The 17,772-nt window shown below is 37.4% G+C and carries 14 protein-coding genes; 6 read left to right on the plus strand and 8 right to left on the minus strand.

The window, feature by feature from the left end:
* Positions 1 to 3: 3 nt before the first annotated feature.
* The 3 genes from B154_RS0110985 to B154_RS0110995 form a co-directional block, all read right to left on the minus strand.
* A complete protein-coding gene (locus B154_RS0110985; RefSeq protein ID WP_018614186.1) occupies positions 4 to 414 on the minus strand; it encodes a CBS domain-containing protein in 411 nt (136 codons plus the stop codon).
* Between the two features lie 74 nt (positions 415 to 488).
* Entirely contained in the window at positions 489 to 1,535 is a 1,047-nt protein-coding gene (locus B154_RS0110990; protein ID WP_018614188.1) for an ABC transporter permease, read from the minus strand.
* 33 nt (positions 1,536 to 1,568) lie between these two features.
* A complete protein-coding gene (locus B154_RS0110995) occupies positions 1,569 to 2,690 on the minus strand; it encodes a BT_3928 family protein (protein WP_018614190.1) in 1,122 nt (373 codons plus the stop codon).
* Between the two features lie 235 nt (positions 2,691 to 2,925).
* On the opposite strand from B154_RS0110995, the gene folP reads away from it, so the two are divergent.
* The gene (folP, locus tag B154_RS0111000; RefSeq protein ID WP_018614192.1) at positions 2,926 to 3,750 is read left to right on the plus strand and encodes a dihydropteroate synthase; all 825 of its coding nucleotides are present in this window, start codon (positions 2,926 to 2,928) and stop codon (positions 3,748 to 3,750) included.
* A gap of 239 nt (positions 3,751 to 3,989) precedes the next feature.
* Here folP and B154_RS0111005 read toward each other — a convergent pair whose 3' ends face one another.
* Both B154_RS0111005 and B154_RS0111010 read right to left on the minus strand, forming a co-directional pair.
* A complete protein-coding gene (locus B154_RS0111005; protein ID WP_018614194.1) occupies positions 3,990 to 5,675 on the minus strand; it encodes a sodium:solute symporter family transporter in 1,686 nt (561 codons plus the stop codon).
* 295 nt (positions 5,676 to 5,970) lie between these two features.
* The gene (locus tag B154_RS0111010; RefSeq protein WP_018614196.1) at positions 5,971 to 6,852 is read right to left on the minus strand and encodes an inositol oxygenase family protein; all 882 of its coding nucleotides are present in this window, start codon (positions 6,850 to 6,852) and stop codon (positions 5,971 to 5,973) included.
* A 241-nt stretch (positions 6,853 to 7,093) separates the two neighbouring features.
* On the opposite strand from B154_RS0111010, the gene B154_RS0111015 reads away from it, so the two are divergent.
* Both B154_RS0111015 and B154_RS0111020 read left to right on the plus strand, forming a co-directional pair.
* Positions 7,094 to 8,110, plus strand: a complete 1,017-nt coding sequence (locus B154_RS0111015; RefSeq protein WP_018614198.1) for a LacI family DNA-binding transcriptional regulator — start codon at positions 7,094 to 7,096, stop codon at positions 8,108 to 8,110.
* Positions 8,111 to 8,356: 246 nt separating this feature from the next.
* Positions 8,357 to 9,289, plus strand: a complete 933-nt coding sequence (locus B154_RS0111020; protein ID WP_018614200.1) for a c-type cytochrome — start codon at positions 8,357 to 8,359, stop codon at positions 9,287 to 9,289.
* 75 nt (positions 9,290 to 9,364) lie between these two features.
* Here B154_RS0111020 and B154_RS0111025 read toward each other — a convergent pair whose 3' ends face one another.
* The 3 genes from B154_RS0111025 to B154_RS0111035 all read right to left on the minus strand — a co-directional run bounded on the left by B154_RS0111025 (position 9,365) and on the right by B154_RS0111035 (position 13,883).
* The gene (locus tag B154_RS0111025) at positions 9,365 to 9,790 is read right to left on the minus strand and encodes a hypothetical protein (protein WP_018614202.1); all 426 of its coding nucleotides are present in this window, start codon (positions 9,788 to 9,790) and stop codon (positions 9,365 to 9,367) included.
* A gap of 83 nt (positions 9,791 to 9,873) precedes the next feature.
* On the minus strand, positions 9,874 to 10,770 hold the full coding sequence (locus tag B154_RS0111030; RefSeq protein WP_018614205.1) for a hydroxypyruvate isomerase family protein: 897 nt from the start codon (positions 10,768 to 10,770) through the stop codon (positions 9,874 to 9,876).
* Positions 10,771 to 10,814: 44 nt separating this feature from the next.
* Positions 10,815 to 13,883, minus strand: coding sequence for a PVC-type heme-binding CxxCH protein (locus tag B154_RS0111035; protein WP_018614207.1), 3,069 nt, complete (start codon positions 13,881 to 13,883; stop codon positions 10,815 to 10,817).
* A gap of 424 nt (positions 13,884 to 14,307) precedes the next feature.
* On the opposite strand from B154_RS0111035, the gene B154_RS28315 reads away from it, so the two are divergent.
* The 3 genes from B154_RS28315 (at position 14,308) to B154_RS0111055 (ending at position 17,697) form a co-directional block, all read left to right on the plus strand.
* Positions 14,308 to 15,459, plus strand: coding sequence for an MFS transporter (locus B154_RS28315; RefSeq protein ID WP_018614209.1), 1,152 nt, complete (start codon positions 14,308 to 14,310; stop codon positions 15,457 to 15,459).
* A 347-nt stretch (positions 15,460 to 15,806) separates the two neighbouring features.
* Positions 15,807 to 16,682: a hypothetical protein gene (locus B154_RS0111045; RefSeq protein ID WP_018614211.1), complete on the plus strand. Its 876-nt coding sequence runs from the start codon at positions 15,807 to 15,809 to the stop codon at positions 16,680 to 16,682.
* Between the two features lie 349 nt (positions 16,683 to 17,031).
* A complete protein-coding gene (locus B154_RS0111055) occupies positions 17,032 to 17,697 on the plus strand; it encodes a porin family protein (RefSeq protein ID WP_018614214.1) in 666 nt (221 codons plus the stop codon).
* Positions 17,698 to 17,772 lie beyond the last annotated feature (75 nt).

A 17,772-nucleotide genomic window follows, 5' to 3' on the forward strand; every position in this document is an offset into this window, starting at 1 on the left:
TTTTTAATAAACATCATGACGTTCTGCACTTTTTTGCAAGGTTTCTCTCATCAAATCATGAATGGTGATTACACCTTTAAAATCAAAATGATCGATTACAGGTAAATAACGCGTTTGATAAGAATTCATCGTGAGCCTGCAATCTTCCTCAGAGGTGCTACTGGTGACGCTGGGCAGGTTTGTAGTCATAATTTCCTCTACCGTTGTTGAAGCAGATGCTTTGCCCATTAAAATTACTTTTTGCGCATAATCTCTTTCTGAAACTAACCCAGCATATTCTCCGTTTTTTTGAACTACCAGGTAACTTAGATTTCTTGTTTTGATTAAAGATAATGCATCAATAACTAAAGTGTCAGCTTCTACGAAGTTGAAAACAGGTCCCTTTTTTTGTAATATTTCAGCTACTGTACTCATTTGATTTTTATTAGATATTGTAAAGTTTATCCCTTTTACGTAATAAAAAACTGACCTTTATCATGAAAAATAATTCATTTGGTCCTGATTCTCGGGTCTACGATACCGTATAGAATATCTGCTAACATATTTATTACAATAAAAAAAGTAGCCGTTATCAAAACGCTCCCCATTACCACCGGGAAGTCTAATTTTTCAAGCGCATCTACGGTTATTTTTCCGATTCCCTTCCAGCCGAAAATATACTCTACAAAGAATGCTCCTGCAAGCAACTCTGCAAACCATCCTGTAATAGCTGTAATTACAGGGTTTAATGCATTACGTAAAGCATGTTTAAATATCACCACCTTCTTGCTCAACCCTTTCGCATAAGCAGTTCGTATATAATCCTGGTCAAGCACGTCAAGCATGGCGCTGCGGGTAAGTTGGGTAATAATAGCCATGGGCCTGATACCTAATGTTATGGCCGGAAGAATTAGGTTTTGCAACTGCAGTTGCCTGCCCTCGAATGGATCAATGTTGTAAAGGCTTCCAGTCATGTTAAGACCTGTATAATGACTTAAGACAAAACCAAAAACATAAGCTATAACGATGCCTATAAAAAAAGACGGTGCAGATATGCCCAAAACGCTGGCAAAAACAGATGAAGTATCCCACCAGGTATTTTGCCTGACTGCGGCGAGTACACCTAACAATACTCCTGCAACTGTAGCAATAAGCATCGCTGAGAAGGCAAGTATCATTGTTCCCGGCAGAGCGTCAGTCAATACATCTAATACATCTCTTTTACTTTGATACGACCGCCTGAGATATGGAACTTTTAAAACAAATTTTGTATCGCGGCCTATAAACAACCCATGCAACTTTTTATTTTCAATATCCTTTTTTTTGTAAACAGATACAGGAGAAACGTCATTAAGATAAAAAATAAATTGCTTCCATTTTGGCTGGTCCAGGTACAGTTCTTTTCTTATATTGCTAATGGTTGCGCTGTCTCCCGTCTGGCCCAACACCAATCTTGCCGGGTCGCCAAAACCCTGGAATAAAAAGAAAACAATTATTTCAACTCCTAGCAAAACCATCATTCCATATATTAACCTTCTTACAACATATGTGAGCATGAACTAATTGGTTTTGAAGGTTTATACAAACAATTACTGTTTTATATTGCTTAGTTGCCTAATTACTTCTTCATAGTCGCTGTTTGCATATTTTCCTATTATATTTGCCTGTTTCATTATAAAGTAGGTCGGATTTACACGTCCTGCAGTTTTTATAACGGTAGCATCACACTTTAAATAATGAATATTTTCAGTTGCAGGTAATTGTTTTTCAGCGGCTTCAGTGGTGGCAGTTACAATAAAAAAAGGAATTTTCTTTGTAACACAAACAGTCGAAACGTCAACTGCATTTTTATTCCAGTCAGTTTCGGCTTCATTCGCGTCTTTGCTTAACAACATCACATAGTAACCTTGCTGATTGAGAATAGCCATCGTGGTATCTTCCCCGCTTTCTCCGTATAGTATAAAGTCACTTATAGCGGCGGTGGCAGTGCCAGGTCTTACTAACTCCTGCACCCGATCTACAAATTGGTAAGTGCTGTCGTTGAAATCATCAGGGAAATTATCGCTTCCAAATTCTACCTCTTTGCCAGCTGTTTTGTATCTGAACTTTATAGCAAAACTATCGGCAACCGCCCCGTCGGGTATTTTCATTTTATCGATAATATTATTACCTTTTTTGTACGCAAGGCAATCTATCACTGGTAAATGTTTTAATACGTACCATTGAGAAACGATACAAAACAAAACTGCGGATGTCATAAACGCAGAACCCGCAAACCTGTTAAGGAAAGGCGAGACTGTGTTTTGTTTAATAAATATTACAACAATTAAAATTAATAGCACAAGATCCTTGATAAAAGATTCCTTTGGTGTAAGAGGTATGCAATCCCCGAAACAACCGCATGTTTTTATTTTGCCCGAAAACAATGCGTACCCGGTAAGAAAAGTAAAGAATATTATCAGCAGTAGTAGAAGTCTGCTAAAAATTCTGATTTGCCAGCCTACTAAAACTGCTACACCCGCAACAATCTCAAAAGTATTCATTACTACTGCTAAAACCAATGTATAACTGTCTAATGATTGCAATCCCCACACCTCAAAAAATTCCTGCATCTTGTAGCTAAGGCCCATTGGGTCATTCGCCTTGATAAGACCCGAAAAAATGAATAAAACGCCAACAATAATTCGTATTATATAAAGTGGAATTTTCATAGGATTACTTTTTCCCTTGCCTCTTTTATAAGTTAAAATCTAATAATTAATTATTTGAGTGAAATTAAACATTAAGTCAGTTATTTGGAAAATTGGTTGAAAACAGATAAAAAATTGAAGTAAGTATTAACATGAATTTTAAACACATTCTTTCAACATTTACTTAATAATAATATCCTCCCCTACCCCTAATAACTACATACTTAACTTTGTCAAAAATAAAGGAAAGGCGCCAATGTTTACCCTCAACTGTAAAGGCAGACTGTTAGTTATTGATAGACCTGTTATAATGGGAATTATAAATGTAACACCTGATTCTTTTTATAGTGGCAGCAGAAAACAAATTTTAGATGATGTATTACGGCAGGCTGAAAAAATGATAAGCGAAGGGGTTGCTATTATTGACATCGGCGGTCAAAGCACAAGACCGGGAAGTAAAGACATTAGCATCGACGAAGAGTTATCAAGGGTAATTCCGGCTATTGATGCAATTAGCCAACGTTTCCCCGGAACCTTTATTTCAATTGACACTTATCATTCTAAAGTAGCTGATGAAGCAGTAAATGCGGGCGCATTATTGGTTAACGATATAAGTTGCGGAACACTCGATGAACAAATGATTCCCGTTGTTGCATCTTTAGGTGTACCCTATATTGCTATGCACATGAAAGGGACACCTGCAACAATGCAGCAATTTGCTAAGTATGAAAATGTAACGCTGGAAGTTCTTGACTTTTTTATTAAAAAAACAGAAGAATGCCGCAAAGCAGGAATTAATGATGTAATTGTTGATGTCGGGTTTGGTTTTGCAAAAACTATAGCTCACAATTTTACTTTATTAAAAAATCTTTCGGTTTTTAAAATTCTTCAAAAACCTTTATTGGCCGGCCTTTCAAGAAAAGCTACAGTGTACAAAACGCTTGGAATTACCCCGGAGGAAGCTTTGAACGGAACTACAGTACTAAATACAGTTGCATTACAAAACGGAGCTAATATACTAAGGGTACATGATGTAAAGGAAGCTTTGGAAGTTGTTAAGTTATTTGGGGAACTCGTATAAATTATACTCCAGGATATATTAACCAAATTTAGTTTTTTTTGAACCTGTTAAGATTTGAGGCTTAATGAAGGCAGTTTGCTTTTGCCATAAATACTTGTAATTGCATAGTTTTTATTTTCCCCGTTTATCCACCAGGTGTGTCGATGCCTCTATTGGCATGCTTTGGTTATAAAAAACATTTCTTCGTTTTGCAGTTACCCCCAATTGTTTTTATTTATACAGGTTCTTATAAAAGTTCACTACCAAAACCTTATATACAAGGCCGATAGTATGAGCAGAATAGAAGCTATCAGTGCAATGGATGAAGGTCGTATACTAAACATTTCAGAATTTAGTGAAAGAGCTTTTGCATTTATCTTCGGTCCGGCAAGGCTGATCCCTACCATGACTACTACCGTTATTACAAAAGACCATCCCATACAAATTAAAAAAGGAATTTCATAACTACCTGTACCAGTTGGGAAGGCTGTATATAATAATGTTTCTGTGCCCAAGACATTGACCGCTAACTGTCCGAAAAAAATGGACGAAACAAAACCGGTAATAATACCTGCCAGCGCTGCAGCGCCTGTTGTTCGCTTCCAAAACATGCCTAAAATAAAACAGGCAAATACACCGGGGCTTATGTATCCCGTATATTTTTGAATAAAAGTGTAACCTCCACTGCCGCTAATACCTAAAACGTCGTTCCAGGTAAAAGCTATAGCAATTATCATTGCTGTTACAATGGCAAGCCTTCCCATCCATACCATTTTTGTTTCAGTAGCATTTTGGTTAAAATATTTTTTATAAATATCAAGGGTAAAAATGGTGGAAATACTGTTCGATTTTCCTGCCAGGGAAGCTACAATAGCAGCCGTAAGCGCAGCTATGGATAAGCCTCGGAGACCATTGGGCAGAAAAGTAAGTATTGCAGAATAAGCGCCGTCTTTACCATTGACCAACTGAGGCAAATGATTATTTTTATACAACACGTAAGCAACAATGCCCGGCAGCATTACAATAACGGGCATTAAAAGCTTTAAAAAACCTGCGAAAAAAATACCTGTGCGGGCAGTGTGCAAGTCGGCACCCAATGCACGCTGCGTGATATATTGGTTACATCCAAAATAATTGAGATTATTGATCCAAATACCCGCATAATACATAGATATCCCCGGTAAAATCAAATATTTATTTAGCTGCTCCTGCGGCGCGTTGACGCCCGGCTTTTTAAATATCATATGAAAGTGATCAGGAGCTTCTCTCAATAAAACTTTAAAACCTGCAATTGCATCTGTTCCCAGCCCAAACTTTTCGCTGGTCATCGTTAGTGCCATATAAGTTGTGGCCAATCCACCAAACACCAGCACTGTTACTTGTATAACATCTGTATACCCGATCACCTTCATTCCTCCCAAAGTAATGATTAATGCAAAAATTGCCAGTCCGATCATAACAATGTGAAGGTACTGGCCACCTAATAATCCATTGATCGCTAAAGCTCCTAAATATAAAATGGAAGTGAGATTTACAAATACATATAGAAACAACCAGAATATCGACATGATTAAAGCGACTGTCTCGTTGTACCTGGTTTTTAGAAATTGAGGCATCGTGTATATCTTATTTTTAAGATACACAGGAATAAACCAAACAGCTACAATGATTAGTGCAACAGCACCCAACCATTCGTAAACTGCAACTGCTATCCCGGCAAAAAATCCGTCACCGCTCATGCCTATAAATTGTTCGGCAGAAATGTTCGAAGCAATAATAGAAGCACCAATTGCCCACCAGGTTAACGAACCTTCAGCAAGAAAAAAATCTTTGGTGTCGGTTGCTTTTTTCTTTTTCCTATTATATATCCACACGCCATAGCTGGCGACAAATAAAAAATATATAATGCAGACAACGTAGTCAATAAAAGCAAGTTGATTAGTCATATAAAATCGTTAATAAGATAGGTCTTTCGACAAATGCTTTGTAAAATAAAGCATTAGAAGGAATATTATAACATCAACAGCTTTTAAAAGGGATGAAAAGAAGAAAAAGTTCGATTTATTTAATTTTATCAAAGATTGAAAAATCTATCTACAGGAAGAGGTTGCTAACAACATTTAACAGATAAAAAAAATCAGGCAGCTAAAAAGACATTAGTATTAATAATGCTTCTTACTGCCTGTCAGGGGGATTCGTAGCTAGAATTATTATTAAAGTATCAACTTCATTTTTTTGGTTTTAAAACTTTAGAGTTGCCGGCAAATATTTACTTACCAGTTGCTGATAGTAAGGCTTCAACTCGTTCCAGTCCGGTGGAACAGGACTTTTTGAATATAAATCATAAGGGTTGAAAAGATTAACCCATTTAAACATTTCGCGGTCGTGATCATCCATCAAATGATCATACGCATGCTCTCTGTGCTGTGCGTAAAAAGAGTGATACCGCAGCATATACAAAGCCGGTTCTGGCAGGTAATCTTTCATCATGTGATAAATATATTCATCGTGGCCCCACGATATCTGTACATTTTTCAAACCACAGTTAGGTGAATAGATACCATATTTTGTATTGTATTTTGGATTATAATAATCAGGATTATTCTCAAAGAATTCACTATAGACTATTTTATCTGAAAAGGCACAACCAACAGGAAATGTATCACCAACAACTGCCCACTGCGGTTCGCCAAACAGGCACAATACTTTACCCATATCGTGAAATAATCCGGCAAGGACCATCCAGTCGGGATGTCCATCGGCACGTATTGCTTCAGCGGTCTGCAACAAATGCTGAAACTGATCGAGGTCTGTATCCGGGTCAGAGTCATCTACAAGCGTGTTTAAAAAATCAAAAGCGCTCCACACCGGCATTTCTTTCTTATCAAACTTTAAATAATCGTTTCTCTTTTCTGTTACAAACTCAAAGGTCTGGTAACGATGATTTAACCTGTAAAACTCCCGTACGCTATCGCGTGCAGGTTTATCGTAATTTCTAAATTCTTCTGTAGCTTTACCTTCAGTAATGTTTTCAGGGTCAGGGTAGCGATCAAGCAAATCATCTTCCCAGACATTTAAAGAAGATAATGGATTGATTTCAGCTTCACTGATATTTTTTTTCATGGCATTAACTTTTTTGGAAAGATTTTTTAATTTGGATTTTTAAATCAGGATATAACTCAAAATAGATTTGAAGGGGTTAATTTTAATTGGATTTTAGATTTGTATAGAAACCAGATTTTAAGGGAAACAGCAAACTAAATGCTAAATAGTAAATTTCTGTTTTTTCTTACACCGTACATAATTTTTTCGTGGGTTTATTTACTTAACCGATTTCGTAACAATCATTGCTTTGCTTTTATAAATGGAAAACGTAAATCTAAAGACTATAGCAGATAAGCTTCATCTCTCTACTGCAACTGTTTCAAAAGCTTTAAGAGACAGCCATGAAATAAGCAATGAAACAAAACAACGGGTATTACACCTTGCCTCTGTACTAAATTATGTTCCTAACCCCTATGCAAGCAGTTTAAGAAAAAGAGTAAGTAAAACGATAGCGATTGTAATACCTGAAGTAGACGATAGCTTTTTTGCAGAAGCTATTAATGGCATCGAAGCAATTGTGCAAGGCAAAGGGTATCATGTATTAATATATCTTACTCACGAAAGCTTTGAAAAGGAAAAAGCCATTTTTATGGATTTTCAAAGCGGAAGAGTGGATGGTGTTTTACTGTCTGTAAGTGCTGAAACAGTTAGCACCCACCACATCTCGAACCTCCAAAGCCATCAAATTCCAATAGTTGTCTTCGATAGAATATGTGATGAAATAAGTACAGCAAAGGTTTGCACCGATGATTATAATGCCGGCTATACGGCTACGAAACATCTTATTGATAATGGATATCGCAAAATAGCTTATTTATCCATTTCTAAAACCCTATCAATCTCTGGTAAAAGAATGAAAGGATATAGCCAGGCATTGACCGATAATAATATTCCAGTTAAAGAAGCCTATATTGTTGAGTGCACCTTAAATGACGAGTATAACAATGCAGTAATTCGAAATCTGCTGCAAAGCAAAAGCAGGCCCGATGCTATTATAGCAAGTGTTGAAAGATTAACGACTAACATATATTTGGTTTGCCAACATTTGCAATTAAAAATTCCGAAAGATATAGCAGTAATAAGTTTTTCAAATTTAAAAACTGCGGCAATTTTAAATCCATCACTTACCACAATTACACAACCTGCCTACGAAATGGGCAAGACCGCTGCCTCATTGCTCTTTAAATCTATTGAGAAAAAGAGCTTTCCACTAGATACAGTAGTTCAGTTGTTTCCATCTGTTCTTATCCCAAGGGATTCAACTATAAAAAAATAATTTTCACCTCATTTATACCAACGTGGTTCTAAAAAAGAATTCGCTCCTCGCACCTTATTTTCAATAATTTTTATTTCCCTTTTCTGCATCTGTCAATTTTCTTCTGTCATCCTCTTCTACAATTCATCCTGCGAAAATCACCGCTCATTCAAAAGTCAATTCCTTTATCATTTATTTCTGAACAGTTTTGTGAGGCTAATTTTTCTTCTGCTTATAAAAAGCTATACAAATTAAACTGACTACAAAATGAAAAAAATACTAAAGTGGACCGGATTTATCATTCTTTCACTTATTGCAGGTGTAACAATTATTGCTGCATCACGTCAAAATGTAAAATATACTGCACCTTACCCAGCTATTAAAGCCAGTACTGATGAGGCTGTAATAGCGAGAGGAAAACATCTTGTTTTTAGTATTGCGCATTGTGCAGATTGTCATAGTACAGCCAATGCAGATTCTTTAATTCAATCAGGGTTGGATGTTCCCTTAAGCGGCGGAAGATTATTTGCTTTACCTATCGCAAATATTTATACTAAAAACATAACACCTGATAAAGAAACCGGAATTGGCAAATATACTGATGCGGAAATAGCAAGGGCTTTACGCTATGGAGTGCATCCTGATGGTACTGTCATGTATGATTTTATGCCATTTCACAATGTCTGTGATGAAGACATGACGGCAGTTATTTCTTACCTGCGCACCCAAAAGCCAGTGCGAAATAAAGTGCCGCCACATTCCTTAAACGTAGCAGGAAAAATGATTAAGGCATTTATGATAAGTCCCGTTGGACCCTCTGAATCAATACCGCAAAAAGTACGCCCTGATACTACTGCTTTGTACGGCCGTTATCTTGTAAACAGCTTAGGTAATTGTAGTGGTTGTCATAGTAAGCACGATATGAAAGGTGCTATAGTTGGCGAAGCATTTGCAGGAGGCTCTCCAATGAAAAAGGCAGAAAATCTTCCTGCGTATACACCCCCTAACCTTACAACAGACTCAAGTAGCAGGATTTTTGAATGGACAAGAGATATGTTTATCAAACGCTTCAGAATGGGTAATATCAAAAACAGCGAAATGCCCTGGAATTCATTTAAAAGAATGACTGACGATGAGTTAACCGCGATATACAAGTATCTGAAAACGCTAAAAGCCGCAAAAACAGCAACTGCAGCTTAAAGAAACATTTAAAAAAGGCCGGTTTCACTATTAGAAATGATGAACGCAATTAATAAAAAAAGTAGGTAATTCGTTTTATTTCAACAATTGCTTGAATCTCTTTAAATCATCCATTTCAGAAGAAGATAGTACCTCGTTGTTATCGTATTTCGATTTAAGAAACAACACTCTTTTGTGCTGCGGATATTTTGCTAAAATTTCCTCTATTATTTGGCCGGTACTTTCTTCTTTTTGAAATAATGGTTTGGGCTGAGGCAGCGGATCTTTATCCCTCGTCTGCATTTTGTTTATGATAGCTTCTAACGTAGCAAGTTTGCCCGGCGCTATATCCTTTATTTTTGAAGCTTTGCTATGCAGTCCCTGCAATTGTTTTTTACTTAGGCTACCCCGTTCTCCATATTGCTTATATAAGCTTATTATAAATGAAGAAACAGGGTAAGCTACAATGCATTCTTCCAACACTTCATTAACAATATCTACCTCTGGTTTTTTCTTGAGCATTTTTTATTTATAACAAAAGCGCTTCCTTTTTTTAGTAAAAATTGGAAGCGCTAAATAAGGCAACACCTCTAATTTTTTACTTTTCACGCAACATCACAAATCTGTACACCTTGCTTTAGGGAAGCAATCTTGTCTTCTCTTTTTGGTATAAATTCCTGTGCAACAAAACCTTTGTACCCGGTTTCATAAATAGCCTTGACGATGGCAGGGTAATTTAATTCCTGCGTTTCGTCAATTTCATTTCGTCCGGGAACACCTCCTGTATGGTAATGCGAAATGTATTTATTATATTTCTTAATTGTTGCAATAACGTCTCCTTCCATTATCTGCATGTGATAAATATCATATAAAAGTTTAAACCGGTCTGAGCCAATACTTTCTACCAGTGCTGCTCCCCACGGTGTATGATCACACTGATAATCTTTGTGATTAACCTTACTGTTCAACAGCTCCATTACCATTGTCACTTTATATTTTTCTGCGACCGGCATCAGTTTTTTTAAACCTATTGCACAATTTTTTATACCCTGTTCATCATCAAGACCGTTTCTGTTGCCTGAAAAGCAGATGATTTGATTAAAGCCTGCTGCTGCAGCCTGTGGAATAACTTCTTCATAACTTTTTATAAGTGCATCATGATATTGCGGATCGTTAAATCCTTTTGTAATGCCCATGCCTGCTCCCCACGGCAATGCAGATGTAAGGCCATATTTTTTTAGTGTAGGCCATTCTGCAGGCCCGACCAGTTCAATGGAAGAGAGGCCGATATTTTTAGCTGCTTTACAAAGGTCGTCGAGGGGAATACTTTCATAACACCAACGACAAACCGAGTGATTTACTACTCCTTTGAGTTTGTCATCCACGGCATTTTCTGCTGCCGAAATTCTATTTACCAGGCTACTGCTTACGATTGCTGTTGCAGTGGCAGCCGCCATTTTTTTTAATGCGCTTCTTCTTGAAGAGTTTTTATGATGATGCATTGCAGATAATTTTTTATATGAGAATTAATTTTTTACAAAAACAATTAGCTTTTCTTTTTTAAAGCAGATAAGTATTCAATTAGGTCAACAACTTCCTGCTGTTTCATTCCACTTACCAATCCGGTTGGCATTAGTGAATGCTCATACGGCTTTTGAGAAACAATATCACTTTTTTTAATTTTCGATACTGAGCCACCCATCATTTTTACTGATAGATCTTCTTTTGATTGGCTCGTTATATATCCTAGTACCTGGTTGCCATCTTTTGTTTTAAATACGTATCCTTCATAGCCAAAAGCTATACCTGCATCAGGATGCAAAACAGCTTCGTACAAGCCTTCCCTTGCATACTTAGCGCCTATTTCTGAAAGATTAGGCCCAAAATCAATTCCGTTGTTATTTACTTGGTGGCATGATGAGCAAACATTCGTAAACATCTTCTTACCATTATCACTATTTCCATTCAGCTTTATTAAAGTTGCTACAGGTTGAAATGAAGTATTTCCTGCTCCCTGGTTAAAGAAAGCCTTGGCCTGCGATTGTATGTCAGACCTCCAGGCTTTTAATAATACTTTTTGTGCTGTACTCTTCAGCTCAACCGGCAGTTTCTTTGACGATACCAGGGTCATAAGTTTTTCCTGGCCGGTATAACCATTACCAAACATCTGAGTAGCTTTTTGTCTTACTTTAAGATTGATGCTCTTATCCATCAAAACAGACTGCAGCATATCTTTTACTTTCGGATCTTCAGAACCACCTAATGCACCTACAAGAGTCATTGCAGTCGCAGTGTCTTTATGAACAGCCGATTTTACCAGGCTGCCCCCATTATTAGCTATTAATATTTTTGCGGCCATTTCCCTTAATTCATCATTTTTATTCTTCACGGCCATAGTGAGTAATTCAGGGTTCTTATTTTTTATCTTATATCTTGCCAAAAGATCGAGGAATTGACCGGTACCTTTTGAAGCCTCAAGACTTCTATCGATAGCATTTTTTATATCATTGGTCATTGCCAAATTTGTAGTATCAAGCTGCAACAGGGCATATGTGGTAATTATTTTCTGACTTGGATGATTTCCATTTAATAAAGAGAGAAGAATGTCCTGTTTTGATGGATCAGTGTGAAAATCAAAGGCGCGAAAGAATTTTAGATTTTTTTCAGGATCTATATTGCTGTCTTGTATAATACTTGCCAGTAAAGGTAATGCTGCCTTTGCCCTTGACCGCCATACAATGTCTCTTCCTGCCGCAGTATTCCAGTTGTCACCTGCTTTTGACTTCCAAGCTGCGAAATAACTGTCCCATTGTTTGTCCGCACTTATACCCAATGCCTCCAGGTACCAGCGGTCTTTTCCATCATACTGTTGCGCCAGCTCTGCCCATAGTCCCGGGGCTTCGGATGAAGTATTATGACGTAGAGCAATCAATGCCTCCCGGCGTATTTGTGGTGACGGGTCTTTGACAACCTCTTTTACAAGTGGAATAAGATCTAACTTAAGTTCACGTGCTGCCTTAAATGCTGCTACGCGTAAATCTTCATTTTTATCATGTAAAGCTTTATTTACATAATCATTGCCTTTACCCGGCAGCTTTGTTAATAACCAGAAGGCCCTTGCACGAAAACGAGGATTATCTGAACTATTAAAAATGTTCACCAAATCGTTTTCAACACTAGTTCCCTGCTCGTGCAATTTTTTCCATGCCAGGTACCGTGTGGCAAGATTAGGGTTTTCAAGTGCCTTTATAGCATCAAGGGTAGTATTGATAGAAAAAGATGGAACTTCATAATTTGAAACATCTGGCGCCACTCTGAAAACACGTCCGCGATTGAGATCTCCCACCTGGTGACCACCAACTCCCGGATCGTACCAGTCGGCAATAAATAATGACCCATCAGGGGCTATGCAGACATCTGAAGGACGAAACCATTCATCGTCGATGGATTCCACAATGTTAACGATCTGCGCTGTATACCCTGCACCATTCTTTTTTACGGGATAAGAACGAACAATATTATGTCCCGGCTCGCTATGAATCATTTGGTTCTGGAATACAGCGGGAAGCATGTTGCCTTCATATATCAACATTCCTGTTGGTGAACCAGAACCTGTTTGTAATAGATTTGGCACAACACCCGGGTCATTTAAATGCCAGTGTTGTATAGGTATGGAATCTTCCATATTTACTCTTCTTGCTCTCCATCCTGCACCAGTCATTTCATCAGTATAGCCATAATTACCATATTCTAAAATGTAATTGATACGTACGCCCCTGTTGCCATCGTCGTCATTATCTGATTGCCAGAGATTACCAAACGCATCTACAGCCACTTCATAATTATTACGGAAATTATTTGCAAGTACCTCGAAATTACTACCATCCATATCGCAACGGAAGACCATACCCTGGCGGTAAGGCTTACCGCTACTATTTACAGAATTTCCTTCTACATCTCTCACTATATTTCCATTTTTGTCAAGGATGCTGTCTCCTGCATTACCAAAATTAAAATACAGTTTACCATCGGGGCCAAAAGTAAAAGCATGAATAGCATGATCGTGCTGCTCCCCTCCTATTCCCTGAAATAGAATTTCTTTTTTATCGGCCTTATCATCGCCGTCTGAATCAGTAAGCATAAATACATATGGACTGCATGATACTATCACTTTATTTCCCAGCACTGAAATTCCTAGAGCGGCATTTATAGAAGTGTCCTGGTAAAAAACTTTGCTTGTATCAGCTTTGCCATCTCCATTTGTATCTTCAAGAATTAGGATGCGGTCACCTTCCGCTTTACGCGGATGATCAGGATGAAGATTTATTCTGTAATTATAAGCTTCAGTTATCCAAACCCTGCCTTTTTGATCTATATCCATATTGGTAGGATTGGTCATCATAGGCTCACTTGCAAATAAAGCTACTTTGAGACCATCAGCTACCTTTAAAGCACTGACCGCATTTTCTGGCAGCCGTTTTTGTTCTTCTGTTAATTTGCTTCTGTCAATACCAATTTTCTTTAATGTGGAAGGTCCGACCCAGGCAAGAAAAATCACTACAGTTGAGAGATAGAAATAGTAATAATTTCTGCGACAAGCTTTTTTCAAATGCATCGTTTTCGTTAATTTTTAAATAATAGGGACGCAATATACAAATTTGTGTAATAACTTATTTTTAAAATAAAATCAGGAAATATGAGGTTGAATAGCTAAAAACTTTATACAAAAGGCCATAATCAAAACAACCTTTATCCATATTGTTGTTTTTTGTTATTTCCTTTCTCTTTTTATTCTTATAATTAATTTTTTATTAGCGAGATTTTCCTATATGTACACATCGTAATATTGCAACCCGTTTATACAGCCTAAGTGCATGTTGAGTGACCGAAGTAGCGATTAAGTAACTACTTAAAGGTTCACGCAGAGGTACCAAAACAAATTCTGGAAACACGCCATGATGTGTCTATAAAAACGGATACCGGTTATAATAAAAAAAATTAAAAAGCTTTCGGGGAAGCGGGTTGTAATTGTATTGCAAATGGAAATAAATCAAGTATCGCTTCGCGAAAGAAGAATTCGAATTAGTTTATTTTTCTTTTTTTACGGCTTCATCTTCGCTACCTGGGCATCACGTATTCCCAATATTCAACAACGCCTCCAATTATCGGAAACAGCCTTAGGAGCAGTTCTTTTGGCTATGCCCGTCGGCTCGTTCTTAACGGTACCGTTTTCAGGATATTTTGTAGCCAAAACCGGAAGCCGAAAAGTAGTCATTATTGCCTCTATTATTTACAGTTGCCTTTTAATAGCAATCGGCTTCTCACAATCTGTATGGCAGCTCGCGCTATGTCTTTTTCTTTTTGGTTCTTCCGGCAATATGTTGAACATCGGCATCAATACGCAGGCGATTGATCTGGAAGTTTTATATAAGAAAATTATCATTTCTTCCTTTCATGGTGTGTGGAGTTTCGCCGGATTGTTTGCTGCAACAATCGGCACTTTTCTTATAGCTAAAGCTTTTCCGGTAAAATGGCATTTTTTATTGATCTCTTCGATTTCACTTCTCAGCTTTATTATTTGCTCACCTTATTTGCTTGACGATAACAATGTAAGAAGCAATGAAAAAAGACCCTTTTTTGTAAAACCTGATAAGGCATTTTTGAGTCTTGGAATAATCGCATTTTGTTCTATGATGTGCCAGGGAGCAATGTTTGACTGGAGCGGTGTGTACTTTAAAAAGGTAGTAACAACTGATCCTGCATACATTGGTGTCGGCTACACCGCATTTATGATTTCGATGACAGCAACACGTTTCATTACAGACTGGGTCACACATAGAACCGGTTTTAAAAAAATTATCATAGCGTGCGGCATTTTTACTACTGCCGGATTGTTGCTGGCAGTATACTTTCCTCATCTTTATCCTGCTGCCATCGGAATGCTCTTTACAGGCATTGGTGTTTCACCTGTAGTTCCTTTGGTTTTTAGTGCAGCAGGAAAATCAAAAACGTTGCCGCCAGCCATTGCCATAGCAGCTGTATCAACCATAGGCTTCATAGGTCTTTTAATCGGTCCACCAATGATCGGTTTTATAGCTGGCGTAACAAGCCTTAAAATTTCATTTCTTATACTTTCCTTTCTTGGAATAGTTATTATTGGTATCGGTATTTGTATGAAGAAACAGTATTAAGCCAAGTAATACTTTTTGTAATAGCCTTGTTGCAATAATAATATAAGTGCAGTGTCATCTGGCATTATAGCTAATACAAGCGTTTCATGCAGCAACAATATTAGCAGTTCTAAACAATATTGTTATTTAATGCTGAAAGATCTTGATTTTATCGCGAAGGACATAATACTCCGATTGGTTATTCAGAAGGTTTTGAATGCAAATTTTATTAGCAGTAACTGCAACAATAGTAACTCATTTATGTGATGCATTAATGAAATTTCTCTTTAAAATATTTTTCAAATTAACATATTTATGCAATTGCAAACGCCTCGTATAATTTACAAATTTGTATAAAAATTGTGTATATGAAATCAGCGACAATCAAAACTATAATGGGCTGTTTGTTTGCTTCATGCATTTTAATGGCTTGTAAAAAGGGAGTAGATGGAACACCACAAAATTCCGGAGATAATACAGGGAATGCAAAGGCCAACGTTGTATCCGGTAACATTTATGACGCCGCGGGAAACAAATTTAAAATCTCCGGATCGAAAGTTATTGTTCACATTTGGGGGCCGGGTGGAATTGGTAATGATGACCAAGCTTATAACATAAACATGGATGAAAACAGTCATTATGAATCTAAAGTAGCTAATGGTGTTTATGCTTATCATGTAAGGGCCTATATGCCTCTTAATGGCCGGAAAGTTTGCATTGACCTCGCTCCTACTGATGGCAAAGGCGGCAACATTACTTTCGCTTCTGCACCAGGTATCAATCGAGATTTTAAATTGGTACTATTCGGGCTTGGAAAAGATGGAGACCCGGGAGATGCAAACGCGTATTATGGAGGTCATATATGGGTCGGCGATGGTGCCGGTTCTTTTACTTCAGACGGTTATTGGACAAATCTTAAAGTTAAGTATCCCGGTGCGAAGGTCACATTTATATTAACACCCCAGGGACCTTGTCTCGATGGTAGCCCCGCTCCTGCGAAAGAAATAGATTGCAGTGTTGAAGACTTGTATTCAGGCAAGTATCTTGTAAACTTTCCATTAGCATTGTATAGGGTTAGTGCTATATTGAAAACGCCAGATGGCGAACAAAAAGCATTGAAAGTCACATCTGTTGAAGAAGCTACCGGCCCGCATTATGAATTTATAGATGAAACTTTTCCTCCTGATCCTGATGATGCAGATGGACATCCTATAATACCACAAATAGCGGTGTGGGAAGATTGACAGGAAGTTGTGCTTTCATTTTTTTATACGAATACTTCTATCACTATTTTTTAAACTATCATTTTTGTAATTAGAAAATCCTCTATTGCCTTTTGTTGCTGTTTTTTATCAATTATCCGAACAACAAAAGGCAATAGAATAAATGGAAAACCTGGCATTTAAAGAATTTGTTATCGTTACTTATATAATATCAAAGCAGGCACTTTAGTGCGGCCAAAAATCAATGTTATTTATCAAATCAGGATATTTATTCCTTTAACAAAAGCTTATCTCACAGCTAAGCTCTTTGGGCATCATTTTGCTTTTGCATCGAACAGAACGACAACAAAAATCCGTTCGTCTAAAGCATATGAAAAAGCAACTATTACTATTCGTTTCTATCGCTATTTCATCACTGGCCATATCACAGGTAACACCTACTTTTGGTTTACGTGCAGGTCTTTCATCATCAGGTATGCGAGGTGATGCGGTTAATAGTCTTAAAAGTACTCTTGACTTAGCAAATGGCAACATAACTACTGTGAATCACACAGGTTTCTTCGCCGGCACCTATGCAACTATACCTGTTGGTCCCGTATTTTCAGTTGAGCCTGCACTGTATTATTCGCAAAAAGGCTATGAATTAAAAGGCGCTTTTAGTATAAAAGGACTTAACTTTCTTGGCGCTAACGCTAAAGCAAAACTGAATTCCCAATACATTGATATACCTGTTTTGCTCAAAGCCAATATTAATGGCTTCCAGGTATTTGCAGGTCCGCAATTGTCATACCTTGTACAGGCAGATTTAAAAACAACAGCAGGCGCCCTTGGTATAAATATATTAAACAGAAAACTAGATGTATCATCACAATTTAACCGTTGGGACGCAGGTGTTACAGGTGGTATTGGATATAGTTTTACAAATGGTATAAATGTAATGGCCGCTTACGATTATGGGTTATCTAAGGTAGACGCAAACAGCAACGTTAACTCTTACAACCGGTCAATAAAAGTAGGTATAGGCTTTAAGTTTTAATAATGTAAAAAAAGAGCAGTCTCCGGTCGCAAGACCGGAGACTATTTATATTATAATCATACCCGAACTTTCCAT

The organism is Segetibacter koreensis DSM 18137 (genome assembly GCF_000374045.1).
Lineage (GTDB): Bacteria > Bacteroidota > Bacteroidia > Chitinophagales > Chitinophagaceae > Segetibacter > Segetibacter koreensis.